The organism is uncultured Sunxiuqinia sp. (assembly GCF_947495665.1).
Lineage (GTDB): Bacteria > Bacteroidota > Bacteroidia > Bacteroidales > Prolixibacteraceae > Sunxiuqinia > Sunxiuqinia rutila.
The window spans coordinates 43,425-60,556 of sequence record NZ_CANLZV010000002.1 but is presented as its reverse complement, the minus strand read 5'-3'; the positions used below and the strand labels follow the sequence as shown (position 1 = coordinate 60,556).

Annotated in this window: 17 protein-coding genes; 11 read left to right on the top strand and 6 right to left on the bottom strand. The window is 44.6% G+C overall.

Annotated features, from left to right (window positions below; all coding sequences use genetic code 11):
* Positions 1–119: 119 nt before the first annotated feature.
* The 3 genes from Q1A18_RS03170 to truA form a co-directional block, all read right to left on the bottom strand.
* Positions 120–701 carry an indolepyruvate oxidoreductase subunit beta gene (locus tag Q1A18_RS03170; RefSeq protein ID WP_299577275.1) on the bottom strand — a complete coding sequence of 194 codons (582 nt, stop codon included), beginning with the start codon at positions 699–701 and terminating at the stop codon, positions 120–122.
* Positions 702–712: 11 nt separating this feature from the next.
* Positions 713–2,323 (bottom strand): thiamine pyrophosphate-dependent enzyme, encoded by a 1,611-nt coding sequence (locus Q1A18_RS03165; protein WP_299577273.1) that lies wholly within the window; start codon positions 2,321–2,323, stop codon positions 713–715.
* A gap of 219 nt (positions 2,324–2,542) precedes the next feature.
* A complete protein-coding gene (truA, locus tag Q1A18_RS03160) occupies positions 2,543–3,307 on the bottom strand; it encodes a tRNA pseudouridine(38-40) synthase TruA (protein ID WP_299577271.1) in 765 nt (254 codons plus the stop codon).
* A gap of 263 nt (positions 3,308–3,570) precedes the next feature.
* On the opposite strand from truA, the gene Q1A18_RS03155 reads away from it, so the two are divergent.
* From Q1A18_RS03155 to Q1A18_RS03115, 9 genes are all read left to right on the top strand, one after another.
* Positions 3,571–4,485, top strand: coding sequence for an AAA family ATPase (locus Q1A18_RS03155; RefSeq protein WP_363322875.1), 915 nt, complete (start codon positions 3,571–3,573; stop codon positions 4,483–4,485).
* A gap of 75 nt (positions 4,486–4,560) precedes the next feature.
* Positions 4,561–5,442, top strand: a complete 882-nt coding sequence (locus tag Q1A18_RS03150) for a DUF58 domain-containing protein (RefSeq protein ID WP_299577268.1) — start codon at positions 4,561–4,563, stop codon at positions 5,440–5,442.
* A 4-nt stretch (positions 5,443–5,446) separates the two neighbouring features.
* Positions 5,447–6,439 carry a hypothetical protein gene (locus Q1A18_RS03145; protein WP_299577266.1) on the top strand — a complete coding sequence of 331 codons (993 nt, stop codon included), beginning with the start codon at positions 5,447–5,449 and terminating at the stop codon, positions 6,437–6,439.
* 6 nt (positions 6,440–6,445) lie between these two features.
* Positions 6,446–7,441 carry a VWA domain-containing protein gene (locus Q1A18_RS03140; RefSeq protein WP_299577264.1) on the top strand — a complete coding sequence of 332 codons (996 nt, stop codon included), beginning with the start codon at positions 6,446–6,448 and terminating at the stop codon, positions 7,439–7,441.
* Positions 7,441–8,484, top strand: coding sequence for a VWA domain-containing protein (locus Q1A18_RS03135; protein ID WP_299577262.1), 1,044 nt, complete (start codon positions 7,441–7,443; stop codon positions 8,482–8,484). The genes Q1A18_RS03140 and Q1A18_RS03135 overlap by 1 nt, the downstream gene beginning before the upstream one ends.
* Positions 8,481–9,293, top strand: a complete 813-nt coding sequence (locus Q1A18_RS03130) for a tetratricopeptide repeat protein (protein WP_299577260.1) — start codon at positions 8,481–8,483, stop codon at positions 9,291–9,293. The genes Q1A18_RS03135 and Q1A18_RS03130 overlap by 4 nt, the downstream gene beginning before the upstream one ends.
* 53 nt (positions 9,294–9,346) lie before the next feature.
* Positions 9,347–11,161 (top strand): BatD family protein, encoded by a 1,815-nt coding sequence (locus tag Q1A18_RS03125; protein WP_299577258.1) that lies wholly within the window; start codon positions 9,347–9,349, stop codon positions 11,159–11,161.
* An 11-nt stretch (positions 11,162–11,172) separates the two neighbouring features.
* The gene (locus Q1A18_RS03120; protein WP_299577256.1) at positions 11,173–11,922 is read left to right on the top strand and encodes a tetratricopeptide repeat protein; all 750 of its coding nucleotides are present in this window, start codon (positions 11,173–11,175) and stop codon (positions 11,920–11,922) included.
* A gap of 91 nt (positions 11,923–12,013) precedes the next feature.
* The gene (locus Q1A18_RS03115; protein ID WP_299577254.1) at positions 12,014–12,880 is read left to right on the top strand and encodes an SDR family oxidoreductase; all 867 of its coding nucleotides are present in this window, start codon (positions 12,014–12,016) and stop codon (positions 12,878–12,880) included.
* A 65-nt stretch (positions 12,881–12,945) separates the two neighbouring features.
* Here Q1A18_RS03115 and Q1A18_RS03110 read toward each other — a convergent pair whose 3' ends face one another.
* Positions 12,946–13,422 (bottom strand): hypothetical protein, encoded by a 477-nt coding sequence (locus Q1A18_RS03110; RefSeq protein WP_299577252.1) that lies wholly within the window; start codon positions 13,420–13,422, stop codon positions 12,946–12,948.
* Positions 13,423–13,478: 56 nt separating this feature from the next.
* Entirely contained in the window at positions 13,479–14,474 is a 996-nt protein-coding gene (locus Q1A18_RS03105; RefSeq protein ID WP_299577250.1) for a metallophosphoesterase family protein, read from the bottom strand.
* 158 nt (positions 14,475–14,632) lie between these two features.
* Here Q1A18_RS03105 and Q1A18_RS03100 point away from each other — a divergent pair, with 158 nt between their 5' ends.
* Positions 14,633–15,022 (top strand): VanZ family protein, encoded by a 390-nt coding sequence (locus Q1A18_RS03100; RefSeq protein ID WP_299577248.1) that lies wholly within the window; start codon positions 14,633–14,635, stop codon positions 15,020–15,022.
* Here Q1A18_RS03100 and Q1A18_RS03095 read toward each other — a convergent pair.
* A complete protein-coding gene (locus Q1A18_RS03095; RefSeq protein WP_299577246.1) occupies positions 15,019–15,543 on the bottom strand; it encodes a UpxY family transcription antiterminator in 525 nt (174 codons plus the stop codon). The two genes, Q1A18_RS03100 and Q1A18_RS03095, sit on opposite strands and share 4 nt — an antisense overlap.
* Before the next feature lie 341 nt (positions 15,544–15,884).
* Here Q1A18_RS03095 and Q1A18_RS03090 point away from each other — a divergent pair, with 341 nt between their 5' ends.
* A complete protein-coding gene (locus Q1A18_RS03090; protein ID WP_299577244.1) occupies positions 15,885–17,054 on the top strand; it encodes an MraY family glycosyltransferase in 1,170 nt (389 codons plus the stop codon).
* Positions 17,055–17,132: the final 78 nt, after the last annotated feature.

Here is a 17,132-nt window from a genome sequence, read left to right as displayed (position 1 = left end):
TTATTTTGAGTAGTATTTGTTCGTATGAAGCGACCAAGGTAACACATAAAGCCACTAAAAACAAAGGCCCAATCGGTAAGATTGAACCTCCATTTATAACCTTAAAGCTCAAGCTTGAGTTACTTGTTTTCCTGTGCAAACTGACGTCCGGCACGAATTGCTTTTAAATTAACTTCAACAATTTGCTCTCCTTTGCGGGCAAAAACTTCCCGGATTCCGTCTTCCAACTTGCTAAAATCAATATCGATAAACGGGCTGGCAGCTCCCAACATCACCATGTTCGAAGCCCGGGCATTACCGGCTTCTTTGGCAATTCCGTCAGCATCGATGGCCACAAAACGCGGCAAGCGATGAATTTCTTCCATCACCTTTTCATACTCCGGATAGTTGGGAATATTGATGAAAGGAGTCGTATTGGTTACCAGGTAACCCCGCTCAGATAAAAACGGCAAATACCGCAAAGCCTCCATCGGCTCAACAGAAAGAATCAGATCGGCTGTTCCCATCTGAATTAAGTCCGATGCAATGGGTTTATCTGAAATGCGCATGTGCGAAACTACCGCACCACCACGCTGGCTCATGCCGTGCGTTTCGGCCTGTTTAATGTGTAAATTATTTTCAAGGGCAGCTGTTCCCAAAGCAGCGGCAATCGATAAAATTCCCTGTCCGCCTACCCCGGCTAATATAATGTTTGATTTCATGTTTTCAATTTTTAATGGTTGGCATGACGACTTTGATTTCTTTTGCGACGGCTGGCACGCTGGATACATTCACGACGTGGGATAATAACCGACACACCATCATATTCAAGCTCTTCGCGGAATAACTTAACCAACTCGGCATGGTTCTTTTTCAATGGCACAATCACACGAATATGTGCCGGATCAACGCCGAGGCCTTCACAAATACTTTCAATTTTCCCCTGGGCTGATGAATCCTGTCCACCAGTCATTGAAACCGACTCATTGTCGGAAATGACAACCGTAATGTTCGATTTTTCATTCACCGCATCCAACAAACCGGTGATGCCAGAGTGGGCAAACGTGGAGTCTCCAATAACCGCAACAGCAGGAACCAAACCGGCATCAGCGGCGCCCTTCGCCATGGTGATGGATGCGCCCATATCCACACAGGAATTGATGGTTTCGTAAGGAGGCAAAGCACCTAACGTATAACAGCCAATGTCCGAAAAAACACGCCCTTTGCCATAGTCGGCCAGCACTTCGTTCATCGCTTCATAGGCATCCTGGTGACCACATCCCTGACACAAAGCCGGAGGACGATTCGCCACTACCGGGGGAACAGGAATTCCCTGGTAGATTTCTTTACCAAGTGCTTTTCCAACTAAATCCGGATTCAGCTCACCATCACGCGGCAAACTACCATCCAAACGTCCTTTTATTTGAGTGCCATTCGCAAAGTAACCTTTCAGGTCTTCTTCAACCAACGGATAACCTTCTTCCAATACCAAAATCTCATCACACTCGGCTTCCAGCTTTCTCAGCTGTTTTTCAGGAAGCGGATATTGTGACACTTTCAATACCGGGTAAGGACAAGCCTCGTCTTGGTAATTCTCCATCAGGTAGTTGTAGGTAATCCCGCAGCAAATAATTCCCAGGCTTTTTTCGTCGCCATCAATGTATTGATTGTAAACTGACTCTTCAGATAGTTTAACAAAAGCCGCCTGTTTTTCAAGCAGCGATTTGTACCGACGACGGGCAATAGCCGGCAACAACACAAATTGCTTGGAGTCCTGAGGCATGCTCAGCTGGTTTTCATCCAAAACCGGTTTCATGGCTACTCCTGCTCTGGAGTGTGCCAAACGGGTTGTAATCCTTAACATCACCGGAACACCTGCTTCTTCAGAAAGTGCAAATCCTTCGCGTGCCATATCGTAAGCTTCCTGCTGATTGCTTGGCTCCAGAACCGGAATCATGGCAAATTTGGCATAATACCGTGAATCCTGCTCGTTTTGCGAAGAGTGCATGGATGGGTCATCGGCCACAGTCAACACAAAACCGCCATTTACACCGGTAATGGCCGAATTGATAAAGGCATCGGCAGCCACATTCAAGCCTACATGCTTCATACAAGCCATCGTTCGCTTACCGGCATAGCTCATTCCTAAAGCGGTTTCGTAAGCTGTTTTTTCGTTCGCCGACCATTTACTATGGAGCTTACGCTCAATGGCTAACTCATTGTCTTGGATATATTCAGTAATTTCGGTTGAAGGGGTACCCGGATAAGCATAAACGCCTGACATTCCACCGTCAATCGCTCCCTGTCCGACAGCTTCAACTCCTAATAACAAATGCTTCTGCATGGTATCGATTTATTAGTTCTTTTTTTCGAAGTCCAAAATTAGCAGCACAGACCAAAGAAACAATATAAATTGTCAGGTTTTAAATAAAAACTGACGCTCAACAAACAGATTTTGCTGCTAAATTTTCAAAAATCGACACTTCAACTTGAAAATTGAAACTACACACAGGCATTTTAAATAAAATCAATTGTTGCTCACCTCCAGGTCCAACGGCACCAATTAATCTTCCATACGCTGAAAGACATCTTCGGGATAAGCAATATTGGCTAAAAACAAGCCCTGAGGCGGCGCAGATGCCCCGGCAAGAGCACGATCTTTGGCTTCAATGACCTGTCGGAATCCGGGAATATCAAGCTTTCCCTGTCCCACTTCCACCATGGTTCCCACAATAGCCCGAACCATGTTACGCAAAAACCGGTCAGCTTTAATAGTAAACGTCAGCTGCTGGTCTTTCTCCACCCACCGGGCATAATAAATCTGACAGTTGTTGGTTTTCACATCGGTATGCAACTTGCTGAAACTGGTAAAATCGATGTAATCAAACAAAACCGCGCAGGCCACATTCATTTGGTGCACATCAAGCGGACGGGTAAAATACCAGGAAGTTTCGCGGGCAAACGGATCCTTGCGCTGGTTGATGAAGTAATGGTAAGTTCGCGAGGTGGCGTCAAAACGGGCATGCGCCTGCGGACCAACTTTGCTGATTCGAAAAATCACCAGGTCAGGCCCCAGGAAGCTGTTCATTTTGTAGGTGAAATCCGGATGATCAAGCACGGTTTTTTCCGACTCGAAATGGGCTACAAAATAACTGGCATGAACCCCTGTATCCGTTCGCCCGGCACCAGTAACAGCGATGGATTCCCGACAAATCGTACTCAGCGCTTTCTCCAGCGATTCCTGCACACTTTTGGCATTGGGCTGTACCTGCCAACCATGGAAACGGGTTCCATTATAAGCTAACTCTATAAAATATCGTTGTTTCAAAACATAGCATTTTCCGCAAATGTAAAAAAGATAAGCTAAAAGGCTGAATGGAAGTCTGAAATTATTAATTTTACAGCTCTTTCAGCGGGAAGTTAACTTAACAATTTTTAACAAAGTTACATCCTTTTTAGAAGATCATTAAACTATTTTCGTGAACCAAAATCGAAACAAATAATTAAAATATGGATCAAGCAGTTGATATTCGTGAATTGAATGAACGAATCCAAAAAGAAAGTTCTTTTGTGGATTTGATCAGTTTGGAGATGAACAAGGTCATCGTAGGTCAAAAACACTTGGTAGAAAGCTTATTAATCGGATTGCTTTCCGGTGGTCATATCCTTTTGGAAGGGGTTCCGGGATTGGCTAAAACCTTGGCGATTAACACCCTCTCGCAAACCATTAATGCCGACTTTGCCCGCATCCAGTTCACCCCTGACCTGTTACCTGCCGACTTGCTGGGAACACTAATTTACAGCCAGAAAAACGAAGAATTCATCATTAAAAAAGGGCCTATTTTCACCAACTTTGTTTTGGCCGACGAGATTAACCGGGCCCCCGCCAAAGTGCAGTCGGCCTTACTGGAGGCCATGCAGGAGCGCCAGATTACCATTGGCGATGAAACCTTCAAATTGCAGGAACCATTTTTAGTAATGGCCACCCAAAACCCCATTGAGCAAGAAGGAACCTACCCGCTGCCTGAAGCTCAGGTTGACCGTTTCATGTTGAAAGTGGTCATCAATTATCCGAAAAAGGAAGAAGAAAAAATGATTATTCAGCAGAACCTGCTGAAGCAATTCCCCAAGGCAACAACCATCCTTCAACCACAAGATATTTTAAATGCCCGCGATGTGGTGAAAGACGTTTACCTGGATGAAAAAATAAGCAAATACATTGTCGATATTGTTTTTGCAACCCGCGAACCCAAAGAATACAAGCTCGAAAAATATGCCGACATGATTTCGTACGGAGGATCGCCCCGTGCAAGTATCAGCCTGGCACAAGCAGCCAAAGCCTACGCTTTCATTAAGCGCCGGGGCTATGTGGTTCCCGAAGATGTGCGTGCCGTTTGTCACGACGTAATGCGCCACCGTATTGGATTAAGCTACGAAGCCGAGGCCAACAACATCACATCCGAAGAAATCATTACAGATATTTTGAATACGATTGAAGTTCCTTAGAATGAGTTACGAGTTGTGAGTTGCGAGTTGGGCAACTTGAAACTTTAAACTTTGAACTTTCACAAACTTGTAAATATGGAACACACAGAGCTATTAAAAAAAGTACGGAAAATTGAGATTAAGACCCGAGGGCTGAGCCGGAATATTTTTGCCGGCGAGTACCACTCGGCTTTCAAAGGCCGTGGTATGGCTTTCAGCGAAGTGCGCGAGTACCAGTTTGGCGACGATATTCGGAACATCGACTGGAACGTAACCGCCCGCTACAACAAACCGTACATCAAAATTTTTGAGGAAGAACGTGAGCTAACGGTCATGCTGCTGATTGATGTCAGTGGTTCGCGTGATTTTGGTTCGCTGGACAAGTTCAAAAAGAATGTCATCACCGAAATTTCAGCGATCCTGTCTTTTTCGGCCATTCAAAACAACGATAAAATCGGGGTCATTTTCTTTTCGGAGAAGATTGAGAAATTCATTCCACCCAAAAAAGGAAAATCGCACATTCTGCGGATCATCCGTGAGTTGATTGATTTTGAGCCGGAAAACAAAGGAACCAACATCACCGAAGCGATTCGTTACCTGACCAACGCAATCAAAAAGCGATGTACGGGATTCATCATTTCCGACTTTCTGCATAACGAACCCGACTTTGATAAAGCACTGACCATTGCCAACAACAAACACGACATTGTGGCCCTGCGCATCTACGATGAACGGGAAACACAACTGCCGCCCATTGGCATGATCAAGCTAAAAGATGCCGAAACCAACGAATACACGTGGGTGGACAGCAGCAGCAAAAAAGTGCGCGACACCTATGCCCAATGGTGGCAGGAAACCAGCCGAAAACTGGATACCAGTTTCAAAAAGAGTGGCGTGGACTATGCCGACATCAATACCAATGAGGACTATGTGAGATCATTGATGACGCTTTTCAAAAAGCGGGGCTTAAAAGCATAACAGCATGAAAAAACTAAAATACCTGGCGGTTGGAATGGCTTTATTTTTACTGGAAGCACCAACCGTTCAAGCACAAAAAATACAGGCACGCGCTGTAATCGACTCCACCAATGTTTTGATTGGAGACCAACTCAATCTGCGCCTTGAGGTGGATCAGCCCAACAATGTGATCCTCGAATTTCCGGAGATCAGCGATTCACTTTCTTCTTCGGTTGAAGTCATTGAAAAATCTCCCTTGGACACGTTTCAGTTGGATGCCGAAAATCAAATTAAAATCATCCAGAACCTGACCATCACCTCTTTTGACAGTGGCCGGCAGGTGGTTCCTCCCTTCTATTTCCGTTTGAAGTATGAAGAGTTGTACGATTCCATTGAAACCTTGCCTGCTGAGTTTTTTGTGCACAGCATGCCCATTGATACAACCAAAGGACCAGTTGACATCAAAAGGCCTTATGAGGCTCCGGTAACACTCAAGGAAGTTTCCCCCTACATTTTGGGGGTAATCTTGATTGGAGCCCTGCTTTTCTTCTTGTTTTACTACATCCAGCGCCGACGCCAAAACAAACCCATTTTTGTGAAGCCGCCGAAACCGAAAGAACCGGCACATCTTATTGCTTTGCGCGAATTAGACCGGATTAAAGAAGAAAAGCTATGGCAGAGTGAAGAAATCAAAACCTATTACAGTTTGGTGTCCGATACGCTGCGAACCTACATTGAAGACCGGTTTCAGATTCAGGCCATGGAGTACACTACCGTTGAAACGGTACAGGCCTTTGAACAACAAAAAAATCTGATTTCGGCCAAATCACTGGAAGAACTGAAAAGCATTCTCAACTTGTCTGACCTGGTAAAATTTGCCAAATACCATCCCCTGCCGGATGACCATAACCTGACGTTGATGAACGCTTACTTCTTTGTGAATCAAACCAAACAGGAAGATAAAAAAACAAGTCAACCGCAAGATGACCGCGAAGGCGAAGAGGTTGATTTAAAATAAGGAAAAATGATGAACGGAGTAACCTATAAAAATCCGGAGTTCTTTTACCTGTTGCTGGTACTCATTCCCATGATTGTGTGGTATCTTTTCAGGTACCGAAAAGCAGGAGCAAGCATCCGGTATTCAACCTTAAAAGGATTTAGCGGCTTATCGAAAAGCTGGAAACACTACCTGCGCCATTTGCCCTTTGTTTTGCAACTGGCCGGTATTGGACTGCTAACTGTGGCGCTGGCCCGCCCGCAATCCTCCAACAGCTGGCAGGATGTAACCACCGAAGGAATTGACATTGTTATTGCCCTGGATATCTCCAGCTCGATGCTGGCGCGCGACTTCCAGCCCAACCGGTTGGAAGCGGCAAAAAATGTGGCTACCGAGTTTATCTCCGGCCGCCGCGATGACAAAATGGGACTGGTTGTTTTTTCAGGCGAAAGCTTTACCCAGTGCCCGCTGACCACCGACCACGCGGTGCTAATCAACCTTTTCAAGGATATTGAAAGTGGTATGATTGAGGATGGAACAGCCATCGGCAACGGGCTAGCAACCTCTGTGGCTCGCCTGAAAGAAAGTGATGCCATCAGCAAAGTCATTATTCTGCTGACTGACGGTGAGAACAACCGCGGCGAAATAGCTCCGGAAACTGCTGCCGAGCTGGCCAAAACCTTTGGCATCCGGGTTTACACAGTTGGTGTCGGAACCATTGGTACCGCCCCCTACCCCATGCAAACGCCTTTTGGAACCCAAATGCGTGAGGTGGAAGTAAAAATTGACGAGGAAACTTTACAGAAAATAGCAGACATTACCGATGGACGTTATTTCCGGGCCACCAACAACGATAAGCTGATTCAGATTTACGAGGAAATTGATCAGCTTGAAAAATCAAAAATGGAAGTGAAGGAATACAGTCGGAAAGACGAAGAGTTCAGCCGAGTGGCCATACTGGCCGGAGTTGTTCTTCTCTTGGGACTCTTCCTAAAAACAACCTTATTCAGAAACATTCCTTAATGACACAGACCATGGAAATGTTCAGATTTGCACATATTGAATACCTATACGCACTGGCAATTATTCCAGTGCTCATCCTCCTGTTTTGGATTACACGACGAAGCCGGCGAAAAGCCCTCGAACGCTTCGGACAGCCGGAAACCATCAGCCAATTGATGCCCAACGTCAGCCAGTCACGACCAGTGGTTAAATTCATTATCTGGTTGCTGGCTATCAGTTCACTGATTGTGGCACTGGCCCGCCCTCAGTTTGGCAGCAAACTCAAAACAGTCAAGCGTCAAGGCGTGGAGCTGATTATCGGTCTGGACGTGTCTAACTCCATGCTGGCCGAAGACATTCAACCCAACCGCCTCGAGCGGGCCAAGCGGGCTATTTCGCGTTTAATTGACAACCTGAGTGATGACAAAATCGGACTGATTGTATTTGCCGGTGATGCTTACACCCAGTTGCCAATTACCACCGATTACCCTTCGGCCAAGCTATTCCTAAATTCGGTAAGTACAGACATTGTTCCTCGCCAAGGAACGGCCATCGGCGCGGCCATTGAGATGGCCCAAGTGTCTTTCAGCCCTCAGTTTGAAGGCAACAAAGCCATCATCATCATTACCGATGGTGAAAACCATGAAGACGATGCCATTGGTGCGGCTAAAGCAGCGGCCGAAAGTGGTATTATCGTGCACACCATCGGCATGGGCTTGCCCCAAGGCGGCCCCATTCCGGTCTCTGTAAACGGACAAAAGGACTACCGGAAAGACAAGGATGGCAAGGTGGTAATTACCAAGCTGAATGAAGAAATGCTGCAGCAGATTGCAGCAGCCGGAAGCGGAATCTATGTTCGTGCCAACAATGCTCAGGTAGGCTTAAACACACTCTTTAACGAGATTGACAAGATGGAGGAAGCAGAAATGGAATCATTGGTTTATTCTGACTATGAAGACCAGTTTCAGTGGTTTTTAGGATTTGCCATCCTGATGCTTCTTGTTGATTTTCTGATTTTAGAACGGAAAAACAAATATTTGAAAAACATCAAACTATTTGGATGATGAAGAAACAAGTGATCTTACATACAGGACTTTTAATCTTTATGCTCTTGCTGGGCATCAGTTCGCAGGCCCAAAACGAACGGAAGTTCGTACGGCAAGGAAACGAAATCTTTGAACAGGCCTTGCAGGACACCACCCAAATTGACACGGTGGCATTTAGCCAGGCTGAAACGGCCTACCGCAAAGCCCTGGACAAGCGACCGGATGATTTGAAATGGAACTTCAACCTGGGCGACGCCTTGTATAAGCAAATGAAGTTTGAAGAAGCAACTTCCAAGTTTGAAGAGATTGCCGAGAAAAGCGAAGATAAGTATGAAAAAGCCCGGGCTTTCCACAACCTGGGTAACTCGATGATGATGCAAAACAAACTGGATGAAAGCATTGAGGCATACAAAAAAGCGCTTCGCAACAATCCGGATGACCTGGAAAGCAAATACAACCTGGTGTACGCCATGAACCTGAAAAAACAGCAGGAACAGCAGCAACAGCAGCAACAACAAAACCAGGATCAGAATAAAGACCAAAACAAGGATCAGCAGGATCAGAATAAGGATCAACAGCAAAACAAAGACCAACAAGATCAAAACAAAGATCAGAACAAGGATCAAAATAAAGACCAGCAAAAGCAGAATCAGGACCAGAACAAACAAAACCAGCAGCAACAGCAACCTCAGCAGCAAAAAATTTCAAAGGAAAATGCGGAACGGTTGTTGCAGGCTCTGCAAAACGATGAAGAAAAAATTCAAGAGAAAGTAAAAAAAGCGAAGGCCGCCAAAGCGCAGCAACGCAAAACCGACAAAGACTGGTAGTTCATAATTTCTTACTTTTGCACCAAATTTTAGTCAAAGCATAATTAAGCACAATGATTAAAAAAATTATAGTCACACTATTGTTACTTATTCCGGCCTTTTTTGCCGATGCCGACAGCGTAAAGTTTAGCATGTCGGGGCCCAATGTGGTTTCTGTGGGCGAGCAGTTTCGTTTATCCTTTACCTTGAATGAACGTGGCTCAAACCTGCAGTTACCCGAAATCTCCAGTTTTGATGTACTCATGGGGCCCTCCACATCGCAAAGTTCCAGCATCCAGATCATCAATGGAAAAACGACGCAAACGGTCAGCTTTTCTTACATTTATATTTTGCGCGCCAAGGAGGAAGGTACTTTTACCATTCGCCCGGCCTCCATTCAGGTTGATGGCAAGGTATACGAGTCCAACGAACTCAAAATTCAGGTGGTAAAAGGCCAAAAGCCACAAACTTCTTCAGGAGGGCAGCAGCAACAGCAGCCTGCATCTTCAGCCACCAACATTGGCAAAGAAGATTTGTTTGTCAAAGTAGATCTGGATAAACGCCGAGTTTTTAAGGGAGAACAAATTATTGCCACCGTAAAAATCTATGTGGCTCCGGATGTGCCCATCACCAGTTTCGATGATGTAAAACTCCCCTCCTACGCTGGATTCTGGACTCAGGAAATTGATATTCCCAATCAAATCAGCTTCACCCGCGAAGTGTTCGACAATAAAATTTACCAGGTGGGTGTGCTGAAGAAGACCATTCTTTTCCCGCAACAAACCGGAAAAATAACCATCGATCCCTTTGAAATTACCTGTCTGGTTCGTCAGCGTATTCGGCAACAGCGCAGCTTTTTCGATGATTTTTTCGACAACTACCGTACCCTTCAAGCCAAGGTGGTGAGCGACCCGGTTAGCGTCAACGTAAAAGAGCTGCCATCGCCACCTGCCAGCTTTGCCGGCGGAGTTGGGAAACTGAACTTCAGGGCCTCGGTTGACCGGCAGCAACTCAAATCAAACGAAGCTGCCACCTTGAAAATTACGATTTCCGGAAACGGAAACCTGCGCCTGATTGATGCTCCCAAGGTGGAATTTCCGGCCGATTTTGAAGTTTACGATCCTAAAACTGATGAAAAACTAAAAGCTTCAACCAATGGACTTACGGGCACTAAAACATTTGAATACTTGTTTATTCCTCGATTTGCCGGCGAATACACCATTCCGCCCATAAAGTTTGCCTCGTTCAATCCTTCCACCGGAAAGTACAGCTACCAGCAATCGGACGAGTTTGTGCTGCAGGTTGAAAAAGGAAGCGACGACCAGAATACGACAGTAACCAGCGCGTATTCGAAAGAAGATGTGCGCTTTATTGGTAAGGACATTCGTTTCATCAAACAAGGGCAGTACAAGCTAAAAACCAAGGAATCGTCCTTCTTTGGAAGTCTGGCTTTCTACCTGATTTATCTTGGTGCTTTGTTGCTTTTTGCCATGGTTGCCTTGGTGTACCGAAAAAAGCTAAAAGAAAATGCCAACGTTCAACTGGTTAAAAACAAAAAGGCTAATAAAATTGCACGCAAACGCTTGAAAGCCGCTGCCACTCATTTGAAACAGAACCATGACGAGGCCTTTTACGAAGCCGTTCTGAAAGCTTTCTGGGGTTACTTAAGCGATAAGCTGAGCATTCCGGCAGCTGATTTAAATCGGGAAAATGCAACAGAATCGTTGAAAAAACGACAAGTTCAGTCAGAAATCATTTCCGAATTTATTCAGATTGTCGATACCTGTGAATATGCCCGTTATGCGCCAAGTGCGGTTGAAGGGACCAAGGAAGACCTTTACCAAAGGGCAGCAGCCTTGATGGGAAAACTGGAAAAACAAATTCGTTAATACCTGAAACAATGAAGACTATTTTTCAAATCATATTATTCGCTCTTTTTTCAGCAAATGCTGTGGCCCAAAACAGCCTGCTGGAAAAAGCCAACGAACACTACACCAAGCAAGAATACCAAGAAGCCATTGACACTTACCTGGAAATTTTGAACGGCGACCAGGAATCAGCCGAAGTGCATTACAACTTGGGAAATGCCTATTACAAAACCGGTCAGGTCACCCAAGCCATCATCAGTTACGAGCGAGCCAAGTTACTGGCTCCAAACGATGAAGACATTCAATTCAACCTGGATTTGGCCAATCAGCATGTGGTGGATGCCATCGATCCGCTGCCCCAGGTTTTCTTCGTGCGTTGGTGGCATAACATCGCCAATAAGTTTTCAACGGACGGCTGGGCAAAAATCAGTGTATTCTCCTTTGTCTTGTTTTTGTTGCTTGCCGGCATATTCTTTTTTACCCGCACAGTAGCCATCAAACGACTTTCATTCTGGTTTGGAATATTAATCGTAGCCATTTCCATTTTTAGTTTTAACTTTGCCGCGCGGCAGAAAAAACGCATGACTAGCCATAATTTTGCCATTATAACTCAACCTAGCGTAACCGTAAAGAGCTCTCCTTCCGAAACCGGAACGGATTTGTTTTTGATTCATGAAGGCCTAAAAGTCGAAATAAAAGACAGTTTAGGAAGTTGGCGAGAAATCCGAATAGCTGATGGGAACCAGGGATGGTTACCTGAAAACAGCATAGAGAAAATCTAAAAAACTGCCGGCAACTACCGGTTTTTTTATTGTTTGATAATTTTTGACAACCATTTTAAAATAGAGTTGTTTAACTCATAAATTTAAAACCATGGCTTATAATTTACTTAAAGGTAAAAAAGGAATTATTTTCGGAGCACTAAATGCAGATTCCATTGCATGGAAAGTTGCTGAGCGCGCTCATGAAGAAGGAGCAACCTTCACATTAACCAATACTTCCGTTGCCCTACGTATGGGAAACACTGCAGAATTAGCTGAAAAATGCGGTGCTGAACTTATTGCAGCTGATGCAACTAATGTTGAAGACCTGGAAAACCTGGTTAAGAAATCGATGGAAGTACTGGGTGGAAAAGTTGATTTTATCCTCCACTCCATTGGTATGTCACCCAATGTTCGCAAAGGACGTCACTACAGTGATCTGGACTACAAATCGCTGGAGAAAACGCTGGACATCTCTGCTGTTTCATTCCACAAAGTATTGCAGGCAGCCCGAAAACTGGATGCAATCAATGAGTGGGGCTCTGTTGTTGCCTTATCGTATGTTGCTGCGCAGCGCACATTTTACGGATACAACGACATGGCTGATGCCAAAGCATTGCTTGAGTCCATTGCACGTAGCTTTGGCTACATCTACGGACGTGAGCGCAATGTTCGTATCAACACCATCTCGCAATCACCCACAGTTACCACTGCCGGAAGCGGCGTGAAAGGAATGGACAAACTGCTCGATTTTGGCGAACGGATGTCTCCACTTGGCAATGCAACCGGCGATGAGTGTGCCGACTACTGCATCACTCTATTTTCGGATCTGACCAGGAAAGTGACTATGCAGAACCTGTTCCACGATGGTGGATTCTCTTCGATGGGAATGAGCCTGAGAGCCCTTGAACAATACGAAAAAGGCTTGGACTGCGACTGTGAATGCGGAGATGCTGAAACCAATCACAAATACGATTAATCATCGGTATCAATCATACAAAAAAAGCGAAGCAGGAATCCTGTTTCGCTTTTTTTTGGCGGCTACTAAGCCTTTAAAAACATCAGATCGTCCTGGTAATCGATCTGAATATCCTCATGCAGCTTGCTTAATCCAGTTTCAATTTTAGCCACCTGGCGTGCATAGATATTTTTCAGTGCGACATGACGCGATAAGGGAATTTTTGATGTTCGTACCCTTCGGCAAAAATGCACAAGCAGATCCAGCTCCGTGGTTTTAATCCCCGAATACTTGATGTACTTGTTGGTGTCCTTCAAAATTTTGCGCAGCCCTTTTTTGATCAGGTAAGTATTTTTCATGTTTATACCTTCAAACCCCAAATCAATCTCCTCCTTTACCGCCTCAATATAGCCCTGTTCATCATCGGCCTGAAAAAGCAAATAAGTAAGTAACTCCTTATTTTCCTTTTTGTATTTAGCCAGCCGAATGCACAAAGCCTGCAATTGTTCCGGCGGATAGATTTTCAGCTCGTCCCGCAATTCTTTAAGTGAAGAAGCTTTCATGGCATCTACTTCGTTTTAGTTCCGTCGGGGCGTGAAAATCCCCTTCTTTGTCCGTTCTATTTTTTCTCTGTAAAATCGGCCGGAAAATTTACCGGCAAAAGTTTATCGCCCGAACCTGTGCGAATCCAGCTTTCAAAAGCACGTTCGCCTTCCTGGAGTACAATCACCCGGGCACCGTTCTCCAAATCGCCATAGGTTGTTTTCCCTCCTGAAAAGCGTCCGTAGGTAAGTGCCACGCCACGATAGTAGGCCATGTAGTCGTTCACATGGTCGTGCCCGACAAAGGTGCCCATAACATCGCCAGCCTGCAACATGGCCGCCAACATGCCGGTGTTAATTTTCGGGGCGCATTCATCTTCGAAACGCACACCAATCGCCGGATTCTTTTCATTCCGGTAAGCTTCGCGGTATTCGGGCAAAGGAATATGAAAAAAGGCCAGGGCCGGCAAAACAGCTCCGTTCTTTTCCTTTTGCTTGCGGCTCTGCTGCTGATACCACACCACCTGACTTAAATCGAACCAGCCATAGCCGTCAACGCCTTCCAGCGTGCTGTACGCATTCGAATCCATGCAATAAAGCACCGCGGCATTCTCATCAGACTTTGCTGACTTTACTTCCAACACATAGTTCCCGTAGCCATTTACCTTCTTAACTTTGGGTTGCAATAAGCTATAAGGAATCTGGCGGATCATTTCTGTTAGTTCCGCACGCGATACGCCATGTTCATCATCGTGGTTGCCAAAGACCACTGCAAAAGGAATTTTCCGTTCCACACAAGGGTTTAAGGCCAATTCCCATCCTTCCTGCACTGGCTTTCCGGTTACAATATCACCGGTATAAACCACCAGATCCGGCTTTTCCTGGTCCAGTATCTTGTCCATGGTTTCAAACGCAGCTTTTGAGGCCGGGTCTTTCGCCTTAATATGCATATCGGTAAACTGAACGATCTTAAAGGTTTGATCAGTATTAAACTGTAAACGATGCTCCTGACTCCATCCTGGAGTGGTTAGCATGACTAAAAGAATGAGTACGAAGTTCAAGCGTTTTTTCATAAGCTCCCTATTTATCGTTATTTTTGTCGGTTTCAAATAACAGCATTCCCACAACATAAAGCAAGCAATTGCAAAATTATCATTTTGACACTTTTTTATCAAAAAAATCAAAACTTGCTGATAACAACAAAATTGACAACGAGACGTTTATTACAAACATGAAAAAAATATTCAACCACATCCCATTTCAGGTCAAAGTAGCCGTTACCATTCTTTACTTAGGAGTTATTGCCCTTCTTTCATTGCTTCCTGTCAAGGATTTGCCACAGGTGCCGCTGTTTCCCGGCGCCGATAAACTGATCCATGCCGGCATGTACTTTGTTCTTTCCGTGCTTAGTTTATGGACCTTTCATACCAGCAAAGTTGCACGCTGGAAATTGTATGCCTTTGTTATCAGCTGGGGCTTGTTTATGGAAATTTTACAGATTCTGATGCGTTCAGGGCGTCAGTTTTCCATGCTCGATATTGTGGCTAACACCACCGGGGTTGTTCTTGGAATTGCCCTCTATAAAGTGCTGAATGCCCAGCTTAAGCTGCAACAGGCTTAGGGCTCAATGGGCTCTACTTTTTCAATTAAATCAATAGCAACATCAGCAAAAACGACACATCCAAGGCTTTCAAAACGCAGCACAATTCGTTTCTTTCCACGCACTTCCGCAATTTCTCCTTCAACGCCTTGGAGCACACCCCCGACCACTTTAACTTTTTGTCCTTTTGTTACTGCCTCACTCGTAACACAAACCGAAGCATTCACCTTATCCAGAAACAAGCGCAGGTCTTCGAGTTGTTTCTCCGGAATTTCGGCGGCCACACCTCCAAAGGTTACATAAGCCACAACGCCGCTTGTCCGCAACACATCCGCATACTCAGCCTGGCTGACACGCACAAACAAGTACCCTTTCAAAAGAGGTTCTTCAACTACTTTAATCCGATCGCTCCATTTCTTTTTCTGGATACGAAGTGGCAAATAAACTTCAATGCCTTTATACCTTAAATCCTCCAAGGCACGTTTTTCAGCTCTGGATTTGACATAAACGGCATGCCATTTGTATACCCCCTTTTTGATCATAGTAAAAAAACTTAAAGTTCTGACGCAACCATTGTTAAAAAAAAACATCAACTAAGAAGTTGAACCAGGGTTACCTTTTTTGTTTATTCGGAATTCATAATAAGTGAACATCCAATTTCGTTGGACAAAGGTATACATTTCAATGAATCGGTATAACGCTAAAAATAGAATTGACAGCAGATGATGGAATAAAACAAACGAATATGAAACGAACAAAAACCTGACAGACAAACGAATCATAACAAACCTGAAGTAGAATGAAAACAAAACGTTTTAATAACACAAAAAGCTGCTAAAAAACATATTCTCGATTTACCTTTGCACTTTCAAACTCGACTTTTATGACTGAATACTTATTAAATATATTTGCTGCTATCACAGCAAGTTTCCTGCTTACTTATTTGTCAATTCCGCCGATTGTGCGCATTTCAAACGAAAAACACTTGTTTGATGAGCCCAATTCGCGAAAATTAAATAAAACAGCTATTCCTACCCTTGGTGGAGTAAGTATCTTCATTGGAGTAAGTTTAGGAGCCACCTTGTTTCTTGGAAGCCTGCATTTTTTTGAGCTTCGGTATATTTTTGCGGCACTGATTATGTTATTCTTCATTGGGCTAAAAGATGATATCCTGGTGATTTCTGCCCGCAAAAAGCTGATGGTTCAAATTGTTGCAGCCATCATTCTGGTTACCTTAGGGAATGTTGAGATTACCAATCTTTCAAACTTATTTTTCTTAAACCAGATTAGCGCATGGATCAGCATTCCGTTATCCTTCATGCTGTTGCTGTTCATCATCAATGCCATGAACCTGATTGACGGGATTGACGGCCTGGCATCCGGCATTGCCATTCTGGTTTCAGGTGTTTTAGGAAGCTGGTTCTTTGTTTCAGGACACATTCAATATGCCATTCTGAGCTTTGCCATTGCAGGTAGTTTACTGGCTTTTCTTCGCTATAACCTATGGGGAGGCGATAACAAAATTTTCATGGGAGATACCGGCTCTTTAATTTTGGGGGGGCTATTGGGAATTCTGGTCATTCAGTTTCTGAATTTGAATATCGCAGCGCCTACCTTGGTGAAAATGCAGAATGCACCGGCCTTTGTCCTGTCTCTGCTGATCGTTCCTGTAACCGATACTTTACGGGTATTCACGATCCGGATTTACCAAAAGCGGTCTCCTTTCTCACCCGATATGAATCACATTCATCACCTGCTGATTCGCTCAGGCATGAAGCATATTCAGGCCAGCTCATTTTTGGTTTTATACACCGCCTTTTTTGCTGCGTTTACGCTGGCAACAGCAACCTATTTGTCAAGCACCATCAGTTTTATTCTAGTGCTTGGAATGAGCTTTGGCGCCATCGCCCTGCTGAAAAAACGGACGGATAAGATTACGGAAAGAAGAGAGCAGCAAATCCGGCTTACCCGTCAAATTCTGTCAACAGGCCTTCCTTTGCAGGAAGATCCGTTCCATATCCTGGAAACAAAGAAGAAGATTTATCAGAATTAACAGGCTTCAAAAAAGCTTGCTTGCAATGATGTTTCAATCAGCTAATGGGTTTAGCTGCCGGGCAATTAGTGCCCAGGC

Bases quoted from the DNA above. Each gene is read 5' to 3' on its own strand.
- Q1A18_RS03105 (WP_299577250.1), bottom strand. From the start codon at position 14,474: ATGAAAAAACGCTTGAACTTCGTACTCATTCTTTTAGTCATGCTAACC.
- Q1A18_RS03140 (WP_299577264.1), top strand. From the start codon at position 6,446: ATGATGAACGGAGTAACCTATAAAAATCCGGAGTTCTTTTACCTGTTG.
- Q1A18_RS03125 (WP_299577258.1), top strand. From the start codon at position 9,347: ATGATTAAAAAAATTATAGTCACACTATTGTTACTTATTCCGGCCTTT.
- Q1A18_RS03115 (WP_299577254.1), top strand. From the start codon at position 12,014: ATGGCTTATAATTTACTTAAAGGTAAAAAAGGAATTATTTTCGGAGCA.
- Q1A18_RS03090 (WP_299577244.1), top strand. From the start codon at position 15,885: ATGACTGAATACTTATTAAATATATTTGCTGCTATCACAGCAAGTTTC.
- Q1A18_RS03100 (WP_299577248.1), top strand. From the start codon at position 14,633: ATGAAAAAAATATTCAACCACATCCCATTTCAGGTCAAAGTAGCCGTT.
- Q1A18_RS03145 (WP_299577266.1), top strand. From the start codon at position 5,447: ATGAAAAAACTAAAATACCTGGCGGTTGGAATGGCTTTATTTTTACTG.
- Q1A18_RS03150 (WP_299577268.1), top strand. From the start codon at position 4,561: ATGGAACACACAGAGCTATTAAAAAAAGTACGGAAAATTGAGATTAAG.
- Q1A18_RS03135 (WP_299577262.1), top strand. From the start codon at position 7,441: ATGACACAGACCATGGAAATGTTCAGATTTGCACATATTGAATACCTA.
- Q1A18_RS03120 (WP_299577256.1), top strand. From the start codon at position 11,173: ATGAAGACTATTTTTCAAATCATATTATTCGCTCTTTTTTCAGCAAAT.
- Q1A18_RS03110 (WP_299577252.1), bottom strand. From the start codon at position 13,422: ATGAAAGCTTCTTCACTTAAAGAATTGCGGGACGAGCTGAAAATCTAT.
- Q1A18_RS03155 (WP_363322875.1), top strand. From the start codon at position 3,571: ATGAACAAGGTCATCGTAGGTCAAAAACACTTGGTAGAAAGCTTATTA.
- Q1A18_RS03095 (WP_299577246.1), bottom strand. From the start codon at position 15,543: ATGATCAAAAAGGGGGTATACAAATGGCATGCCGTTTATGTCAAATCC.
- Q1A18_RS03130 (WP_299577260.1), top strand. From the start codon at position 8,481: ATGATGAAGAAACAAGTGATCTTACATACAGGACTTTTAATCTTTATG.
- Q1A18_RS03165 (WP_299577273.1), bottom strand. From the start codon at position 2,323: ATGCAGAAGCATTTGTTATTAGGAGTTGAAGCTGTCGGACAGGGAGCG.
- Q1A18_RS03170 (WP_299577275.1), bottom strand. From the start codon at position 701: ATGAAATCAAACATTATATTAGCCGGGGTAGGCGGACAGGGAATTTTA.